Annotated in this window: 16 protein-coding genes; 6 read left to right on the top strand and 10 right to left on the bottom strand. The window is 67.5% G+C overall.

The annotated features are described in order from the left end of the window. Positions 1-80: 80 nt before the first annotated feature. The 4 genes from KCI33_RS01470 (at position 81) to KCI33_RS01455 (ending at position 3,665) form a co-directional block, all read left to right on the top strand. The gene (locus tag KCI33_RS01470) at positions 81-1,118 is read left to right on the top strand and encodes a LacI family DNA-binding transcriptional regulator (RefSeq protein WP_212522968.1); all 1,038 of its coding nucleotides are present in this window, start codon (positions 81-83) and stop codon (positions 1,116-1,118) included. Positions 1,119-1,200: 82 nt separating this feature from the next. Further along, complete coding sequence (locus KCI33_RS01465) at positions 1,201-1,932, top strand: glycosyltransferase family 2 protein (RefSeq protein WP_212522967.1); 732 nt, start codon at positions 1,201-1,203, stop codon at positions 1,930-1,932. Then, on the top strand, positions 1,925-2,230 hold the full coding sequence (locus KCI33_RS01460; protein ID WP_212522966.1) for a lipid-A-disaccharide synthase N-terminal domain-containing protein: 306 nt from the start codon (positions 1,925-1,927) through the stop codon (positions 2,228-2,230). Before KCI33_RS01465 ends, KCI33_RS01460 begins: the two co-directional genes overlap by 8 nt. After that, positions 2,208-3,665, top strand: coding sequence for a glycosyltransferase family 39 protein (locus KCI33_RS01455; protein ID WP_212522965.1), 1,458 nt, complete (start codon positions 2,208-2,210; stop codon positions 3,663-3,665). The genes KCI33_RS01460 and KCI33_RS01455 overlap by 23 nt, the downstream gene beginning before the upstream one ends. A 67-nt stretch (positions 3,666-3,732) precedes the next feature. On the opposite strand, the gene gyrB is transcribed toward KCI33_RS01455, so the two are convergent. The 9 genes from gyrB to mutM all read right to left on the bottom strand — a co-directional run bounded on the left by gyrB (position 3,733) and on the right by mutM (position 13,826). Further along, positions 3,733-6,150 carry a DNA topoisomerase (ATP-hydrolyzing) subunit B gene (gene gyrB / locus KCI33_RS01450; protein WP_212522964.1) on the bottom strand — a complete coding sequence of 806 codons (2,418 nt, stop codon included), beginning with the start codon at positions 6,148-6,150 and terminating at the stop codon, positions 3,733-3,735. A gap of 78 nt (positions 6,151-6,228) precedes the next feature. Beyond that, positions 6,229-6,849, bottom strand: a complete 621-nt coding sequence (locus KCI33_RS01445) for a LysE family translocator (protein ID WP_212522963.1) — start codon at positions 6,847-6,849, stop codon at positions 6,229-6,231. Further along, the gene (locus KCI33_RS01440; RefSeq protein ID WP_212522962.1) at positions 6,846-7,262 is read right to left on the bottom strand and encodes a VOC family protein; all 417 of its coding nucleotides are present in this window, start codon (positions 7,260-7,262) and stop codon (positions 6,846-6,848) included. Before KCI33_RS01440 ends, KCI33_RS01445 begins: the two co-directional genes overlap by 4 nt. Then, on the bottom strand, positions 7,259-8,371 hold the full coding sequence (gene recF / locus KCI33_RS01435; RefSeq protein ID WP_212522961.1) for a DNA replication/repair protein RecF: 1,113 nt from the start codon (positions 8,369-8,371) through the stop codon (positions 7,259-7,261). Before recF ends, KCI33_RS01440 begins: the two co-directional genes overlap by 4 nt. 67 nt (positions 8,372-8,438) lie before the next feature. Next, the gene (gene dnaN, locus KCI33_RS01430; protein ID WP_212522960.1) at positions 8,439-9,557 is read right to left on the bottom strand and encodes a DNA polymerase III subunit beta; all 1,119 of its coding nucleotides are present in this window, start codon (positions 9,555-9,557) and stop codon (positions 8,439-8,441) included. A gap of 117 nt (positions 9,558-9,674) precedes the next feature. Next, positions 9,675-11,045 carry a chromosomal replication initiator protein DnaA gene (gene dnaA / locus KCI33_RS01425; RefSeq protein WP_212522959.1) on the bottom strand — a complete coding sequence of 457 codons (1,371 nt, stop codon included), beginning with the start codon at positions 11,043-11,045 and terminating at the stop codon, positions 9,675-9,677. Between the two features lie 646 nt (positions 11,046-11,691). Then, entirely contained in the window at positions 11,692-11,958 is a 267-nt protein-coding gene (rpsT, locus tag KCI33_RS01420; protein WP_212522958.1) for a 30S ribosomal protein S20, read from the bottom strand. Between the two features lie 175 nt (positions 11,959-12,133). After that, positions 12,134-12,910 carry an enoyl-CoA hydratase gene (locus KCI33_RS01415; RefSeq protein ID WP_212522957.1) on the bottom strand — a complete coding sequence of 259 codons (777 nt, stop codon included), beginning with the start codon at positions 12,908-12,910 and terminating at the stop codon, positions 12,134-12,136. A gap of 64 nt (positions 12,911-12,974) precedes the next feature. Then, on the bottom strand, positions 12,975-13,826 hold the full coding sequence (gene mutM, locus KCI33_RS01410; protein WP_212522956.1) for a bifunctional DNA-formamidopyrimidine glycosylase/DNA-(apurinic or apyrimidinic site) lyase: 852 nt from the start codon (positions 13,824-13,826) through the stop codon (positions 12,975-12,977). An 87-nt stretch (positions 13,827-13,913) separates the two neighbouring features. On the opposite strand from mutM, the gene ubiE reads away from it, so the two are divergent. Both ubiE and ubiB read left to right on the top strand, forming a co-directional pair. After that, positions 13,914-14,666 (top strand): bifunctional demethylmenaquinone methyltransferase/2-methoxy-6-polyprenyl-1,4-benzoquinol methylase UbiE, encoded by a 753-nt coding sequence (gene ubiE, locus KCI33_RS01405; RefSeq protein WP_212522955.1) that lies wholly within the window; start codon positions 13,914-13,916, stop codon positions 14,664-14,666. Continuing rightward, positions 14,667-16,196 (top strand): 2-polyprenylphenol 6-hydroxylase, encoded by a 1,530-nt coding sequence (gene ubiB / locus KCI33_RS01400; protein WP_212522954.1) that lies wholly within the window; start codon positions 14,667-14,669, stop codon positions 16,194-16,196. A gap of 174 nt (positions 16,197-16,370) precedes the next feature. Here the strand turns inward: ubiB and KCI33_RS01395 are convergent, their stop codons facing one another. Further along, complete coding sequence (locus KCI33_RS01395; protein ID WP_212522953.1) at positions 16,371-16,604, bottom strand: hypothetical protein; 234 nt, start codon at positions 16,602-16,604, stop codon at positions 16,371-16,373. Between the last annotated feature and the right edge of the window lie 28 nt (positions 16,605-16,632).

Below are 16,632 nucleotides of genomic sequence, written 5' to 3'. Positions count from 1 at the left end.
CGCATCTTGTGCGCCGCCTTGTATTCACGCGCGCTTTGCCGCTAACTAATCCGCAGATCCTGCTTTCGGAAGGTTTCCCATTGACCTCAAAGCCCTCTTCCCGCGCCCGCCGCCCGCTCACGCTCCGCGACGTGTCCGAGGCCTCGGGCGTCAGCGAGATGACGGTCAGCCGGGTGCTGCGCAACCGGGGCGACGTGTCGGAGGCCACCCGCGCGCGGGTTCTCGCGGCGGCCAAGGCACTGGGCTATGTGCCGAACAAGATCGCGGGCGCGCTCGCCTCGCAGCGGGTGAACCTGGTGGCGGTGATCATTCCCTCGCTGTCGAACATGGTCTTTCCCGAGGTGATGACCGGCATTTCCGAGGTGCTGGAGGATTCGCCGCTGCAGCCGGTGGTGGGCGTCACCCACTACAGGCCCGAGCGCGAAGAGGCGGTCCTGTATGAGATGCTGTCCTGGCGGCCCTCGGGCGTGATCATCGCGGGGCTGGAACATGGCGAGGCCGCCGGCGCGATGCTGCGCAATGCCGGCATCCCGATCGTCGAGATCATGGACGTCGATGGCGAGCCGGTCGATTCGGTGGTCGGCATCTCGCACCGGCGCGCGGGTGGCGAGATGGCCCGCGCCATCGCCGCCGAGGGCTATCGCCGGATCGGCTTCATGGGCACCAAGATGCCGCTCGACCACCGGGCGCGGAAGCGGTTCGAGGGCTTCACCGCGGCGCTGGCCAAGGCCGGGCTGGAGGTGGTGGACCAGGAGTTCTACTCCGGCGGCTCGGGCCTGGTGAAGGGGCGGGAGCTGACCCAGGCCATGCTGGAACGCACGCCGGACCTGGATTTTCTGTATTATTCCAATGATATGATCGCGGCGGGCGGGTTGCTCTACTGCCTGGAGCAGGGGATCGACATTCCCGGCCAGATGGGGCTGGCCGGCTTCAACGGGATCGAACTGCTGGACGGGCTGCCGCGCCAGCTGGCCACGATGGACGCCTGCCGCCGCGAGATCGGCCAGAAGGCCGCCGAGATAATCCTGGAATGCAGCGAGAAGGGCCTGCCTGAACTTGGCGCGCGGATCGAGCTGACCCCCAAGCTCAGCTACGGTGACACGCTGCGCCGGCGCTGAGCGGGCCAGTGGACAACAAGGGGCCTTTCGTGTTTAACCCGGCTCGAGATCGCCCCCCGGGCGGCACCGCATGAGGCCCCCCATGACAGACATCTCGATCGTTATTCCGATGAAGAACGAATCCGAGAACGTGGCGATGCTGCTGGGCGAGATCGCCGCGGCCTGCGCGGGGCAGGATTACGAGATCATCGTCGTCGACGACGGCTCCACCGACGACACCGCCGCGCGCGTGCGCGACGCGATGGCCGACCACCCCACCCTGCGCCTGCTACAGCATCCGCAATCGGCGGGCCAAAGCGCGGGCGTGCACAGCGGCGTGCTGGCGGCGAAGGGCGATATCGTTTGCACGCTGGACGGCGACGGCCAGAACCCGCCCGCAGAACTGCCCAAGCTGTTCGCGCCGCTGCTGCGGGACGCGACCGGCCGGCTGGGGCTGGTGGCGGGCCAGCGGGTGGGCCGGCAGGACACGCTGTCCAAGAGACTCGCCTCGCGCTTCGCCAACGCGCTGCGCGCGCGCATCCTGCGGGACGGCACGCGCGACACCGGCTGCGGGCTGAAGGGGTTCCGCCGCGACGCCTTCCTTCGGCTGCCCTATTTCAACCACATGCACCGCTACCTGCCCGCGCTGTTCAAGCGCGACGGCTGGGAGGTCGCGCTGGTCGATGTCAGCCACCGGGAACGCCACGCGGGGCAGTCGAAATACAACAACCTTCAGCGCGCGCTGGTGGGTATCCACGACCTGATAGGGGTCTCGTGGCTGATCCTGCGGCGCAAGACCGCCCAGCCGGTGGAGGTGGAGCGCCGCGATGGTTGAGACCTTCTTCGCCTGGCTGCATGTCAACTCCTGGACCGAGTTCTGGTGGGTCGCCATCGGGTTGGGCGGGCAGCTGCTGTTTACCGCGCGCTTCCTCGTCCAGTGGATCGCGTCCGAGCGCGCGGGCCGTTCCGTCGTGCCGCTGGCGTTCTGGTATTTCTCGGTCGGCGGGGGGCTGGTCCTGTTTTCCTACGCCGTCTACCGCAAGGATCCGGTGTTCATCCTCGGCCAGTCGATGGGCCTGTTCATCTATCTGCGGAACCTTTGGCTGATCCATGCCGAAAAACGCCAATCCTGAGCACCACCTCTGGCTGATGCCGGCGCTGGCGCTGGTCGGCGCGATCACCGCAGCGCGGCTGGTGCTGCTTTGGTTCAACCGCATGGACCTGTTCGTGGACGAGGCGCAATACTGGCTCTGGGGCCAGGAGCTGGCGCTGGGCTATTATTCCAAGCCGCCGATGATCGGCTGGGTGATCCGCGCGGTCACCGATCTCGCGGGCAGCGACGCGCCCTTTTGGGTGCGGCTGCCGGCACCGCTGTTCCACGGCGCGACCGCGCTGATCCTGGGGGCCGCCGCCGCGCGGCTGTTCGGGGCGCGGGCGGCGGTGGTGGTGGCGGCGGGCTATGCCACGCTGCCGATGGTGGCACTGGCCTCGATCCTGATTTCGACCGACACCATCATGTTCCCCTTCCTCGCGGCGGCGCTGCTGGGCTATCTGCATCTGCTGGAGCGCGGCGGCGCGGTCACGGCCGCGCTGACGGGGGTCGCGCTCGGGCTCGCCTTCCTGTCGAAATACGCCGCGATCTACTACCTGATCTGCGCGCCGCTGGCTGCCGTGGCACTGCCCGCCGCGCGCCCGCGGGTCGCCGACGCGCTGGTCGTTCTGGCGCTGTTCGGGCTCGTGATCTCGCCCAACATCCTGTGGAACATGCAGCACGGCTTCACCACGCTTGCGCACACGCTCGACAATGCTGACTGGGTGCGGGATCCAGGCGCGCGGGCCGGGCTGCATTTCGGCCGACTGGCCGAGTTTCTGGGCGCGCAGTTCGCGGTGTTCGGCCCGGTGCTGTTCGGCGGGCTGATCTGGCTGGCGCTGCGGGCGCGGCAGGCCGGGTCAGCGCGCCAGTTCCTGCTGCTCTTCGCGCTGCCGGTCATTGCCGTGGTCTGCGTGCAGGCGCTGCTGTCCAAGGCCTATGCCAATTGGGCGGCGGCGGCCTATCTGGCGGGCAGCGTTGCGGTGCTGCCCTGGCTGACGGGCCGCTGGCGGGCGGCCTCCTTCGCGCTCAACGGGGCGGTGGCGCTGGCGCTGCCGCTGCTCGGCGTCTTTGCCGACAGCCTGAGCTACGGGCCCAAGGATCGCCTGATCGCCGCGCGCCATGTCGGCCAGGCCGAGATGAGCCGCGCGATCATCGACGCCGCGCGGACCGAGGGGCTGAACGCGATCGTGACCGGGAACCGGGATCTGCTGGCCGACCTGTTCTATACCGGGCGCGACAGCGGGCTGCGCTTCTTCGCGCTGCCGCCGCAGGGCCGCGCACCGCATCACTACGCGCTGAAATACCCGCTGCCAGCCGATCTGCCGGGCGATGTGCTGTTCGTCGACAAGTCCGACACCGCCCCGGCCTGCGCCGCCGGAAGGGCGCCGCTGGCCGCGGTCAGCCCGGAACGCGGCGCGCATCGCGGCAAGACCTGGTATTTCCACCGCCTGCCGGCCGACTGCTGGGCGCGCTGAGCGCAGCCCCCCGCGCCCGCGACATCACAAGGGCCGCGCGCAGGACCGCGCGCGGCCGGAAAAGCGCTCAAAAATCCAGATTCTCGACGCTCAGCGCGTTCTGCTGGATGAATTCGCGGCGCGGTTCCACCACGTCGCCCATCAGCTTGGTGAACAGGTCGTCGGCCTCGGCCAGATCGGCGACCTTGACCTGCAGCAGGGTGCGCGCCTCCGGGTCGAGCGTGGTTTCCCACAGCTGGTCGGGGTTCATCTCGCCCAGACCCTTGTAGCGCTGCAGGGTCAGCCCCTTCTCGCCCTCGGCCAGGATCGCGTCCAGCAGGTCCGAGGGGCCGTAGATCGGCGTCTCGCGGTCCTTGCGCACCAGCTTGGCGGGTTTGCCGTAGATTTCCTCCACGCCCTCGGTCAGCTGGCCCAGCTTGCGCGCCTCGCCCGAGCGCAGGACGGGCCCGTCCAGCGTGCGGACCTCTTCGACGCCGCGCAGCAGGCGGCTGAGGCGGATGCCGTGGTCCTGGGTCGGGCGGCCCTTCCAGCCGCGCTCATATTCCAGCGCGATCATGTCCAGCCGCTCGGCCACCGCGTCGGCGGTGCCTTGCAGGTCGGCATCGAGACGTCCCGGCTCGAACGCGCCGGCGATCGAGGCCTGTTCGAGGATGTGGCGCGGGTAATGGGTGGGGAAGGCCTGCAGGATGCGGCGCACCTGGCGGGCCTCCTCGACCACGCGCTTCAGGTCCTGGCCGACGATATCCTCGCCGGTGGCCAGACGCAGGATCGCGCCCTCGATGCCCATGTCGATCAGGTAATCCTCCAGCGCGGCCTGGTCCTTGAGATAGACCTCAGACTTGCCGCGGGCGACCTTGTAGAGCGGCGGCTGCGCGATGTAGAGATAGCCGCCCTCGATGATCTCGGGCATCTGCCGGAAGAAGAAGGTCAAGAGCAGCGTGCGGATATGCGCGCCGTCCACATCGGCGTCCGTCATGATGACGATCTTGTGGTAGCGCAGCTTGCCGATGTCGAACTCGTCGCGCCCGATGCCGGTGCCCAGCGCCGTGATCAGCGTGCCGATCTCCTGGCTCGAAAGCATCCGGTCGAAGCGCGCGCGCTCCACGTTCAGGATCTTGCCGCGCAGCGGCAGCACCGCCTGGTTCGCCCGCGCCCGGCCCTGCTTGGCCGAGCCGCCGGCCGAGTCGCCCTCGACCAGGAAGATCTCGGATTTCGACGGGTCCTTCTCCTGGCAATCGGCCAGCTTGCCGGGCAGGCTGGCGACATCCATCGCGGTCTTGCGCCGGGTCAACTCGCGCGCCTTGCGCGCCGCCTCGCGCGCCAGCGCCGCCTCGATGATCTTTCCGACGATTTGCCTGGCCTCGGTCGGATGTTCCTCGAACCACTCGGCCAGCTTTTCGTTGACCAGGCTCTCCACCGCCGGGCGCACCTCTGAGCTGACCAGCTTGTCCTTGGTCTGCGAGCTGAACTTCGGGTCCGGCACCTTGACCGACAGCACGCAGGTCAGGCCCTCGCGGGCGTCATCGCCGGTGAAGTTCACCTTCTCCTTCTTCGCGATGCCGGAGGACTGCGCGTAGTTGTTGATGGTCCGGGTCAGCGCCCCGCGGAAGCCCGCAAGATGGGTGCCGCCATCGCGCTGGGGGATGTTGTTGGTGAACGGCAACACGGTCTCGTGGTAGCTGTCGTTCCACCACATCGCGACCTCGACGCCGATGCCGTCCTTCTCGCCGGTCATGAAGATCGGGTCGCTCATCACGGGCGTCTTGTGCCGGTCGAGGTAGCGGACGAATTCCTGCACGCCGCCCTCGTAGAACAGTTCGGCGCGCAGCGGCTCGGCCGGACGCTCGTCCTCGAGGATGATGCGCACGCCCGAGTTCAGGAAAGCCAGCTCGCGCAGCCGGTGCTCCAGCGTCTTGAAGCTGTATTCGAGATTGGAGAACGTATCGAGAGAGGCCATGAAGCGCACCTCGGTGCCGCGCCGCCCGCCGGCATCGCCCACCACCTCGAGAGGCTGGACCGTCTCGCCGCGTTCGAAGCGCGCGTGATGCTCCTTGCCGCCGCGCCAGATACGAAGCTCCAGCCAGTCCGACAGAGCGTTCACAACCGACACGCCCACGCCGTGCAGCCCGCCCGAGACCTTGTAGGAGTTGGAGTCGAATTTCCCGCCCGCATGCAGCTGGGTCATGATGACCTCGGCCGCCGAGACGCCCTCCTCCGGGTGCAGGTCCACCGGAATGCCGCGGCCATTATCACTGACCGACACGCTGGAATCGGCGTGGATCTTGACGTTCACCGCGTCGGCATGACCGGCCAGCGCCTCGTCGATGCCGTTGTCCACGACCTCATACACCATGTGGTGCAGGCCGCTGCCGTCGTCCGTGTCGCCGATATACATGCCGGGGCGTTTGCGGACAGCCTCCAACCCCTTGAGAACCTTAATGGATTCGGCGCCGTATTCTTCGGGTGCCTGCGCGTTTTCGGCCATTCGAGCCTTCCTTCGTATTTTTGTGATTTTATACGAAAGTCTGGGGGGAATGTCACGCCCGACACACAAGATTTGGTGTCACAGAACGGGGATGATCAGCCCCACGCAGATCAACAGGAAACCGGCGGTCAGGTTGGTGCGCCTCAGCGCCTTCGGCGAGGTCAGCAGACGCCGCGCCCGGTCGATGAACAGCGCCATGATCACGTTGCCGGTCAGCGGCACCACCGCCGACAGAACCGCGATCGCCGCGATGTCGCGCCAGCCCAGCGCCGAAAGATCGAAGAAGCCCGGCAGCATTCCCATGTAGAACAGGATCGCCTTGGGGTTGCCGATGATCACCGCCAGCCCCGCGACGAAGCCCGCCCACATGCCCGGCCGCGTCAGCCGGCTGTCCGAGCCGATGCTGCGATCCGCCTTGCGGATGATCATCGCCCCCATGAACAGGAAGATCCCGCTCGCCACCCAGCGCAGCGCCTCCAGGAATCCGCCATAGACCGACAGCACCCAGGAGATGCCGAGGATCGCCAGAACGCTCCACAGCACATCCCCGATCACAACGCCCAGCGCCAGCGGCCAGGCGGCGTGAAACCCGCCCGACAGCGCCCGCGCGGTCAGCGCGACCCAGACCGGGCCGGGCGTCAGGAACAGGACCAGCAGCGCGCCCGCATAGAGCGCCAGTTCGCCGAATGTCAGGGTCATGCCAGCCGTCCCTCGTCATCCAGCGGCCAGAACGGGTTGACCGCGTATTCCCAGATATGCCCGTCGGGATCGGCCAGCGTGCCGGAATAGCCGCCCCAGAACGTCTTCTCCGGCCGCTTGCAGGGTGCCGCCCCGGCCGCCAGAGCCGCCTCATAGGCGGCATCCACCTCGGCCTCGGCGGCGAAATTCTGCGCCAGGGTCATCGCCCCGGCGCCCAGATCCTCCGGCGCGCGGCCAAGGTCCTCCGCCAGCTTGGCGCGGTCGTAAAGGCCCAGCTTCTGCCCGCCGAGATCGTAGAAGGCCACCGCGCCTTCGGCGCTTTCGGGCACCCAGCCCAGCGCCTCGTAATAGGCCCGCGCCCGCTCCAGGTCGGCCACGCCGAGCGTGATCAGGGTAATCCGGTTGGCCTTCATCCTTGCGTCCTTTCGATCACCTGGCTGGCATTGTCCGCCTCGCGCAGCTCAAAGAATTGCGCGCGCCCCTGCAAGCCCTCGAAGAGCTCCGCCCCGGTGCCGGTCATGAAGGCCTGCGCCCCAAGCGCGCAGATCTCCTCATAAAGCGCGGCGCGCCGGTCCGCGTCCAGATGCGCGGCCACCTCGTCGAGCAGCAGGATCGGCGGCGCGCCGAAATCCTGCGCCAAAGCGCGGGCATTGGCCAGCACCAGCGAGATCAGCAGCGCCTTCTGCTCGCCGGTCGAACATTGCCGGGCCGGCACGCCCTTGGCCGCAAAGACCGCCTCCAGGTCGGCCCGGTGCGGCCCGCTCAGCGTGCGCCCCGCCGCCATGTCCCGCCCGCGCCCGGCGGCAAAGCCCTCGGCCAGCGCCGCCGCCTCCGCCGGGATCGGCCCGTCGGGCCCCGAGATCTCCAGATCCGCCACCGGAAAGGCCGTCTCCGCCCCGGCCTGCGCCGCCGCGACCCGCGCCAGCGCGGCCAGCCGGTTGCGCTGGATCGCCGCGCCGGCCTGCGCCATCTGCCCTTCCAGGGCCGCGAACCATCCCGCGTCCCGCACCTGCTCCTTCAGCAGCCGGTTACGCTCGCGCATCGCCTTTTCATAGGCCAGCACGGCCTCGGCATGGCCCGGCTCGAAGCTCAGCACCATCCGGTCGAGAAACCGCCGCCGCCCCTCGGCCGCCTCGATCCACAGCCGGTCCATCGCGGGCACCAGCCACAGGATGCGCGCAATCCGGCCCAGCGCCACCTGCGGCGCCACCTTGCCGTCGATGACGACCGAGCGCGACGCGCCGGGCTCGGCCCAGGTCTCGACCTCATGCAACTGGTGCAGGCTCTGCAGAACCGCGCTGACCTTCCAGCCCAGCGCCTGCGGCCGGCGCGCGATCTCGTCGGGCCCCGCCCGGCGCAGCCCGCGCCCCGGCGACAGCAACGAGACGGCCTCCAGGATATTGGTCTTGCCCGCGCCGTTCGGCCCATAAAGCGCGACCGCCCCGCCCGCCAGACGCAACTCCGCCCGCAGATGCGAGCGGAAATGCGACAGCGTCAGCGCCTTCAGGGCCAGGATGCCCATCCCCGCCCCCTTCTTCTTGGTGAAAATACTCCCGCCGGAGGCAAGAAATCTCGCGCCGCAGGCGCGCTCAGACGCGCATCGGCATCACGACATAGACGGCGCTCTCGTCGTTGCCTTCGCGCATCAATGTCGGATCGCCGGCCGAATTGAACAGGAACACCGCGTTCTCGCGGTCCACCTGGCTGGCGATCTCCTGCAGGTATTTCGCGTTGAACCCGATCTCCAGCCGCTCGTCGCCATAGGCCACGGCCAGCTCTTCCTCGGCGGCGCCGGCATCGGGCGCGTTGACCGAAAGCACCAGCCGATCCTCGCTCAGAGACAGTTTCACCGCGCGCGAACGTTCCGAGGAAACCGTCGCCACCCGGTCCACCGCCTTGGCGAATTCGGCGGCGTCGACCTCCAGCTTGCGCGTGTTCCCGGTGGGGATGACGCGGGTGTAGTCGGGGAAGGTGCCGTCGATCACCTTCGAGGTCAGCGTGATCTCGGGCGTGGCAAAGCGCACCTTGGTCTCAGACACCGACACCGCGATCACCGCGTCGTCATCCTCAAGCAGCTTGCGCAGCTCGCCCACGGTCTTGCGCGGTACGATCACGCCGGGCATGGTCTCGGCGCCGTCGGGCAGGGGGGCGTCGATGCGGGCCAGGCGGTGGCCGTCGGTGGCCACGCAGCGCAGCACCTGGCCGCCCGCGCTGTCGGCCACATGCAGGTAGACGCCGTTCAGGTAATAGCGCGTCTCCTCGGTCGAAATCGCGAATTTCGACTTGTCGAAAAGCCGCCGCAGAACCGGCGCGGGCGCCGAGAAATTCGAGGCGTATTCCGACGAGGCCATGACCGGGAAATCCTCGCGCGGCAGGGTCGCGAGGCTGAAGTTCGACCGCCCCGCCTCGACCGTCAGCCGGCCGGCGGCGCCGTCATCGGTCAGCACCACAAGCGCGCCGTCGGGCAGCTTGCGGACGATCTCGTGCAGGGTGACGGCCGATACGGTCGTGGCGCCGGGGCGCTCGACCTGGGCCACGGTCTTGTCCACCACCTCGATGTCCAGGTCGGTGGCGCGGAAACTGACGGAATTGGCGTCGGCCTCGATCAGCACATTGGCCAGGATCGGGATGGTGTTGCGCCGCTCGACCACCGATTGCGCCTGTGCGACGGCCTTGAGAAGCGTGCCGCGTTCGATGCTGATCTTCATTCCTCGTCCCCCATGATACCGGGAGGACGAAACTACCCGTTTCGCCCCGCGGCTCAAGCATTTTCTGGACTGTCGGACGGTTTGCGGGGGGCGTCAAGGGGAGACGCCCCCGGAGCCTCACGCCTCCAGCGCGCGGCGCAGCATCTCCAGATCTTCGGCGATCTGGTTGTCCACCGAGCGCAGCTCCTCGATGCGCTTGACGGCATGCATCACGGTGGTGTGGTCGCGCCCGCCGAAACGCCGGCCGATCTCGGGCAGCGAGCGCGAGGTCAGCTGTTTGGACAGGTACATCGCCATCTGCCGCGGCCGTGCGATGGTGCGGTGCCGCTTCGGCCCCACCATGTCGGACAGGCGCATGTTGTAATGTTCGCTGACCTTGCGCTGGATCTCCTCGATGGTGACCTTGCGGTCGGAGGCGCGCAGGATGTCCGCGAGGCAGTCCTGGGCCAGGTCCAGCGTGATCTCGCGCCCCACCAGCGAGGCGAAGGCGAAGAGCCGGGTCAGCGCGCCCTCCAGCACCCGCACGTTGGTCGAGATGCGGTGGGCGAGGAACTCCAGCACGCCGTTCGCGATCACCAGGTCGGGATATTGCTGGCGGTACTGCTCCACCTTCAGCTGAAGGATGCCGAGGCGCAGCTCGTAGTCGGTGGGGTGCAGGTCGACCACGAGGCCGCATTGCAGGCGGCTCTTGATCCGCTCCTCTAGATCCTTGATCTCACCCGGGGCACGGTCGGCCGAGATAATGATCTGCTTGTTCTGGTCCACCAGCGCGTTGAAGGTGTGGAAGAACTCATCCTGGGTGCTGTCCTTGCCGGCGATGAACTGCACGTCGTCGACCATCAGCACGTCGACCGAGCGGAACAGCTCCTTGAAGCCGATCATGTCGCGTTCGCGCAGCGCCTGCACGAAGCGGTACATAAATTGTTCGGCCGACAGGTAGACGACCCGCAGCTCGGGCGCGCGGTGGCGCAGCTCCCAGGCGATGGCGTGCATCAGGTGGGTCTTGCCCAGGCCGACGCCGCCATAGAGGAACAGCGGGTTGAAGGTGACGGTCCCGCCCTCGGCCACGCGGCGGGCGGCCGCATGGGCCAGCTCGTTGGGTTGGCCGACGACGAAACTGTCGAAGGTGAAGCGCGCGTCGATCGGCGCGCCTGGCAGGTCGGCGCTGCCGGTGCTCACGCTGGCCGGCGCGGGGGCGGACTGCGTGGCGGCGGCGGGCCTGGCGGCGGACGCCCGGACCGGGGCGGCGGATTCGACCTTGAATTCCAGACGCTCCACGGCGTGGCCGTCGCGGGTCAGATGCGCCAGGATCTCGTCGCCGAAATTCCGGGAAACCCAGTTCCCGACAAAGCTCGTCGGCACGGTGAACCGGGCGACCCCGTCATTCAGCGACCGAAATCTTAGCGGCTTGATCCAGGTCGAAAAGTTATTCTGGCCAATGGCTTTTTCCAGGTTTTCACAAACACGACCCCAACTTTCTTCTGTCATTCTTCTTTCGCCCGCTGTGTGGTGTTGCCCCAAAACTCGCCACCAATCCGGGATGAACCCGGTCACTCAATGCACGCGCCGCATCGCCTTGTGTCCCGTCCGTCCGCCCGCACAGAGGCAGGCACAGCTTTCCCCCCGCGTGCCGGAGGCACGCGCCAAGCTGGATCGGGCAGGACGCAACAGCCCACGGCCCGGCGGAAAGGTTGACTTCCTCCGAACCCGTTACCGTTACGCCGCCGCGACGCGGACTAAATGGACATGAAGCCTGCGCGATCTGGCTGCCGACCGGCAGACCAGACCACATGCCAAGGTCCCAGACGCGGCGCAGGGCCCCACCCCGCAAACCGCTCCGCTACCTTTGAGCCCGCCCTCTACTCTTCCGAGACCCAACTCCGGGAACCGATCCCGTGAATTGCGGTCGGGGCGTTGCTCGCACCATGTCCCCCCAAGACGATGTGAATCGCAGGTACCACGGTAGCGTGGCCCAGCGGACCGGCGCAACAGAACTTCGAACTTGACTCAGGCTTTGTCGGAGCGAATCCGGAGGCCGCCAGAAATCACCAAAATAATTCCGGGAATTCGCGCAAAATGCAAAAGGGCGCGCCCTTGCGGACGCGCCCCGAATGCGGCGGCAAAGCGGCCTGGATCAGGCGGTCATGGCCTTCACGCGGGCCGACAGGCGCGAGATCTTCCGCGCCACGGTGTTCTTGTGCAGGATGCCTTTGGTCACGCCGCGCATCAGCTCGGGCTGGGCCTGGCGCAGGGCTGCGGTCGCCGCGGCCTGGTCGCCGGAGGCGATGGCCTCCTCGACTTTGCGCAGGAAGGTGCGGATGCGCGAACGGCGTGCTTTGTTGATTGCGTAGCGGCGCTCGTTCTGGCGGGCGCGCTTCTTAGCCTGGGGCGAATTTGCCATTGTTCTGTTCCCACTTCGGGTCTGTTGAATATGCGAACGCAATGAGCCCCGACCGGGTTTTCAGAACCGGCTGATTCTGGCCAGAGCGGGCCTCACGCGCATGTATGACGGCGGCGTATACGGCAGATCGCGCGCGAAGGGAACCCCCCATGCACGCGCGGCCCCGCCGCGGGCCTCATTTGTCGCGGAATTGCGCCTCGCGCTTTTCCAGGAAGGCCGACATGCCCTCCTTCTGGTCCTCGGTGGCGAAAAGCGCGTGGAACAGGCGGCGTTCGAACAGCAGCCCCTCGCGCAGCGTGGTCTCGTAGCTGCGGTTCACCGCCTCTTTCACCGCCATCACGGTCAGCGCCGATTTCTCGGCGATCTTGTTGGCGGCGGCCATGGCCTCTTCGATCAGCTTCTTGGCGGGCACCACGCGGCTGACCAGCCCGGCGCGCTCGGCCTCCTCGGCATCCATGAAGCGGCCGGTCAGATGCATGTCCATGCTCTTGGACTTGCCCACGAAACGGGTCAGGCGCTGGGTGCCGCCGATGCCGGCGACCACGCCGAGGTTGATCTCGGGCTGGCCGAACTTGGCGGTGTCGGCGGCGATGATGAAATCGCACATCATGGCCAGCTCGCAGCCGCCGCCCAGCGCGTAGCCGGACACGGCCGCGATGATCGGCTTGCGCACGCGCAGCACGGTTTCGGTGTCGCCGGTGAACAGGTCCTCGGTGAAGACATCGACGAAGCTCTTCTCGCTCATCTCCTTGATGTCGGCGCCGGCGGCGAAGGCCTTCTCCGATCCGGTCAGGACGATGCAGCGCACCTTGTCATTGGCGTCGGCCTGGGCCAGCGCATCGGCCAGCTCCCCCAAAAGCTCCGAGTTCAGCGCGTTCAGCGCCTCCGGGCGGTTGAGCTTGATCAGCGCAACGTGGTCTTCGATCTCGACAATGAGCGTCTTGTAAGCCATGACGGCAAAGCCTTTCGTTGGTGTTCAAGAGCGAAGGCTTAGCAGCCTGAGATGGGCTTTCAAGCTATCTTTGGCATTCCGCGCAATAGAAACTCGACCGGCCCGATTGCACGATTCGCCGAATTTTCCCATGACATCCAGGGGTTTGGCAGGATTTGCCCTCGCGTCCGTAGGCGCGGAAACTGTGTTGAAAATACCCCAGTTCACCATCGGAATGGCGGAAGTCCTTCAGCGACGACCCGCCCGCCGCGATGGCCTCGGTCAGCACCTCGCGGATCACCGGCACCAGCGCGGCCACCCGGCCCTCCGCGATCCGCCCGGCCTTGCGTGTGGGCGAGATCCCGGCGCGGTGCAGCGCCTCGCAGACATAGATATTGCCCAGCCCCGCCACGACGTGCTGATCCAGCAGCGCCGATTTGACCGGGCTCATCCGGCCGCGGAAGCGCCCGATCAGGTAATCCTCGTGAAACGCGTTGCCCAGCGGCTCGGGGCCGAGACGCGCCAGCCAGGCGTGACCGGCCGCCGCCTCGGACGGGCACAGGTCCATCGCCCCGAAGCGGCGGGCATCGTTGAAGGTGACGCGCGCGCCGTTCTCCATGTGCAGCACGACGTGGTCGTGCTTCTGCGGCGCCGGGTGGTCGTGGTGGAACCGCCCCAGCGGATCGCCCGAGACCAGCATCCGCCCCGACATGCCCAGATGGATCAGCAGCGTCTCGCCGGTATCCAGCCCCGCGAGGATGTATTTCGACCGCCGCCCCAGATGCTCCACCCGCGCGCCGGTCAGCCGCTCGGCCATGCGTTCGGGAAACGGCCAGCGCAGATCGGGGCGGTTGACCTCGGCGCGCGCGATCCGCGCGCCCTCCATCACCGGGGCCAGACCCCGGCGGACGGTTTCGACCTCTGGCAATTCGGGCATCGGCTCTTTCCCTTCCAGACCGCCGCATTGTATCGGCTGGCCAGCACCCTATAAGAAGGGTGTGATCTCAGAACGGCAAGGCCCCCCATGAGCGAGACTGACGAGAAGACCACCCATTTCGGCTTCCAGACCGTGGCGGAGGACCAGAAGGCCGGCCTCGTCCACGACGTGTTCACCAATGTCGCGTCGAAATACGACGTGATGAACGACCTGATGTCGATGGGCATCCACCGGCTGTGGAAGGACGCGATGATGGACTGGCTGGCGCCGCGGCCCGGTCAGCGGCTGCTGGACGTGGCGGGCGGGACCGGCGACATCTCGTTCCGCTTTCTCAAGCGCGCGCCGGGGGCCACCGCGGTGGTGCTGGACATGACCGAGTCGATGCTGGTCGAGGGCCGCCAGCGCGCCGAGGCCGCGCAGATGGCGGACAGCCTCGACTGGGTGGTGGGCGATGCGATGGCGCTGCCCTTCAAGGACAACAGCTTCGACGTCTACACGATCTCCTTCGGCATCCGGAACGTGACCCGGATCGAGGATGCCCTGTCCGAGGCGTTCCGCGTGCTGCGCCCCGGCGGGCGGCTGATGGTGCTGGAATTCAGCCAGCTGCCGAACCGCGCGATGCAATGGGCCTATGACCGCTATTCCTTCAACGTGATCCCGCGCATGGGCCAGCTGGTCGCCAATGACCGCGACAGCTACCAGTATCTGGTGGAATCGATCCGCAAGTTCCCCGATCAGGAAACCTTCGCCCGGATGATCCGCGAGGCGGGGTTCGAGAACGTGAAATACCGCAACCTGTCGATGGGAATCGCAGCGCTGCATTCGGGATGGAAGCTGTAGATGCGGGGCCCTCACAACATCTGGCGGCTGGTGCGGACCGGCGCCACCTTCGAACGCACCGGCGCGATGCGCGTGGTGCTGGAGGCCTTCAATGCGCCCGCCCCGCTGCGGCTGGTGGCTCGCGTCATGGGCTGGCCGTTCAAGTGGCTGGGCTACAAGGGCGACCCCGACCTGCCCCCGGCGACCCGCGCGCTGACCGCACTCGGCCCGGCCTACATCAAGTTCGGCCAGATCCTGTCGACCCGCCCCGACGTGGTGGGCGACGAGCTGGCCGTGCAGCTGCGGGTGCTGCAGGACAAGCTGCCCCCCTTCCCGACCGAGGTGGCCAAGGCCTCCATCGAGAAGGAACTGGACCTGCCCGTGGATGAGCTGTTCAGCGAGTTCAGCGACGCGGTGGCCGCGGCCTCCATCGCGCAAGTGCACAAGGCGCGGTTGCGCGACAGCGGCGATCTGGTGGCGGTCAAGGTGCTGCGCCCGAAGATCGAGAGGGCCTTCCGCACCGATATCGACGCCTTCTACCTCGCCGCCTCGATCATCGAGGCGCTCTCGCCCGCCTCGCGCCGGCTGCGCCCGACCGACGTGATCGCCCATTTCGAGGGCGTGGTGATGGGCGAGCTGGATCTGCGGCTGGAAAGCTCCGCCGCGGCGGAATTCGCCGCCAACACCGCCGGCGATGGTGGTTTCGCCGTGCCGCAGACGCGCTGGTTCCTGTCCAGCCGGCGGGTGATGACCATGGATTGGGTCGAGGGCGTGCCGCTGGGCGACAACGCCGCGATCGACGCCGCCGGCCATGACCGCCGCATCCTGGCCGAGCGGGTGCTGCAGCTGTTCCTTAACCACGCGCTGCGCGACGGCTATTTCCACGCCGACATGCACCAGGGCAACCTGAAGGTCGGCGCGGGCGGCGATATCCTGTGCTACGATTTCGGCATCATGGGGCGGATCGACGAATACACCCGCCGCGTCTATGCCGAGATCCTCTTCGGCTTCATCCGCCGCGACTACCGCCGCGTGGCCGAGGTGCATTTCGAGGCAGGCTACGTCCCCGCCGACCGCGACATCGACGAATTCGCCCGCGCCCTGCGCGCCGTGGGCGAGCCGATCTTCGGCATGGATGCCTCGCATATTTCGATGGCGCGGCTACTGAGCTACCTCTTCGAGGTGACCGAACAGTTCGGCATGCAGACCCGGACCGAGCTGATCCTGCTGCAGCGCACCATGGTGGTGGTCGAGGGCGTGGCGCGTTCACTCGACCCGCACATCAACATCTGGAAGGTCGCCCAGCCGGTCGTCGAGAGCTACATCAAGGATAATGTCGGCCCCAGGGCGCTGCTGCGCGACCTTGCGGTGACGGCCAAGGTGCTGGCGCGCTTCGGGCCCAAGCTGCCGCAGCTCGCCGAGGCCGCGCTGATCCGCCAGACCGAACCCGCCGCACCGCCGCCGCGCCCCTCGCCCCTGCGGCCGCTGGGCTGGATGGCCCTGGGTGCGGGTCTCGCCGCCGCCGCCGCGGCCCTGGGCGGGCTTCTCTGAGGCCCGCCGCCGCGCCGGGACAAGGCTTTTCAGGCCGGAAGGGAACGGGTGCGGGGCTCTGCCCGCCACAGGCCCTGGCAGCGCTGCGCGACAAAGGTCGCGGCAAACAAAAAGGGGGCCTCGGTCAGGCCCCCTTTCGAATGCATTCCCCCGACAAAGGTCGGATGTGCGGGATCAGTTGCCGCTTTGGGTGGTGGTGGTGCCGTTCGACGAACCAGCCAGTGCGGCGATCGCCAGGACAGCGGCGCCAGCAGCCAGAACACCGCCGCCCAGGCCACCGAAGCTGCCCACGGGCGCGACAACGACGGGCTCCGGCTCTTCCTCGACGATGACCGGGCCGCCAGCAAAAGCGGTCGAAGCGGTCAGGGCGAGTGCGGTACCTGCGACAAATGCGGAAATCTTTTTCATTTCGAACTCCATAGGTATGACGAGCATC

The organism is Actibacterium sp. MT2.3-13A (genome assembly GCF_018139985.1).
Taxonomy (GTDB): domain Bacteria; phylum Pseudomonadota; class Alphaproteobacteria; order Rhodobacterales; family Rhodobacteraceae; genus JAGSOU01.
The sequence above is the reverse complement of the archived record's forward strand: the minus strand, read 5'-3'. Positions and strand labels throughout refer to the sequence as shown.

Bases quoted from the DNA above. Each gene is read 5' to 3' on its own strand.
- rpsT (WP_212522958.1), bottom strand. From the start codon at position 11,958: ATGGCAAATTCGCCCCAGGCTAAGAAGCGCGCCCGCCAGAACGAGCGC.
- recF (WP_212522961.1), bottom strand. From the start codon at position 8,371: ATGGGCATCCTGGCCCTGAAGGCGCTGACGCTGTCGCATTTCCGCTCG.
- KCI33_RS01455 (WP_212522965.1), top strand. From the start codon at position 2,208: ATGCCGAAAAACGCCAATCCTGAGCACCACCTCTGGCTGATGCCGGCG.
- ubiB (WP_212522954.1), top strand. From the start codon at position 14,667: ATGCGGGGCCCTCACAACATCTGGCGGCTGGTGCGGACCGGCGCCACC.
- KCI33_RS01445 (WP_212522963.1), bottom strand. From the start codon at position 6,849: ATGACCCTGACATTCGGCGAACTGGCGCTCTATGCGGGCGCGCTGCTG.
- dnaA (WP_212522959.1), bottom strand. From the start codon at position 11,045: ATGACAGAAGAAAGTTGGGGTCGTGTTTGTGAAAACCTGGAAAAAGCC.
- KCI33_RS01415 (WP_212522957.1), bottom strand. From the start codon at position 12,910: ATGGCTTACAAGACGCTCATTGTCGAGATCGAAGACCACGTTGCGCTG.
- gyrB (WP_212522964.1), bottom strand. From the start codon at position 6,150: ATGGCCGAAAACGCGCAGGCACCCGAAGAATACGGCGCCGAATCCATT.
- KCI33_RS01440 (WP_212522962.1), bottom strand. From the start codon at position 7,262: ATGAAGGCCAACCGGATTACCCTGATCACGCTCGGCGTGGCCGACCTG.
- KCI33_RS01460 (WP_212522966.1), top strand. From the start codon at position 1,925: ATGGTTGAGACCTTCTTCGCCTGGCTGCATGTCAACTCCTGGACCGAG.
- KCI33_RS01395 (WP_212522953.1), bottom strand. From the start codon at position 16,604: ATGAAAAAGATTTCCGCATTTGTCGCAGGTACCGCACTCGCCCTGACC.
- ubiE (WP_212522955.1), top strand. From the start codon at position 13,914: ATGAGCGAGACTGACGAGAAGACCACCCATTTCGGCTTCCAGACCGTG.
- dnaN (WP_212522960.1), bottom strand. From the start codon at position 9,557: ATGAAGATCAGCATCGAACGCGGCACGCTTCTCAAGGCCGTCGCACAG.
- KCI33_RS01465 (WP_212522967.1), top strand. From the start codon at position 1,201: ATGACAGACATCTCGATCGTTATTCCGATGAAGAACGAATCCGAGAAC.
- mutM (WP_212522956.1), bottom strand. From the start codon at position 13,826: ATGCCCGAATTGCCAGAGGTCGAAACCGTCCGCCGGGGTCTGGCCCCG.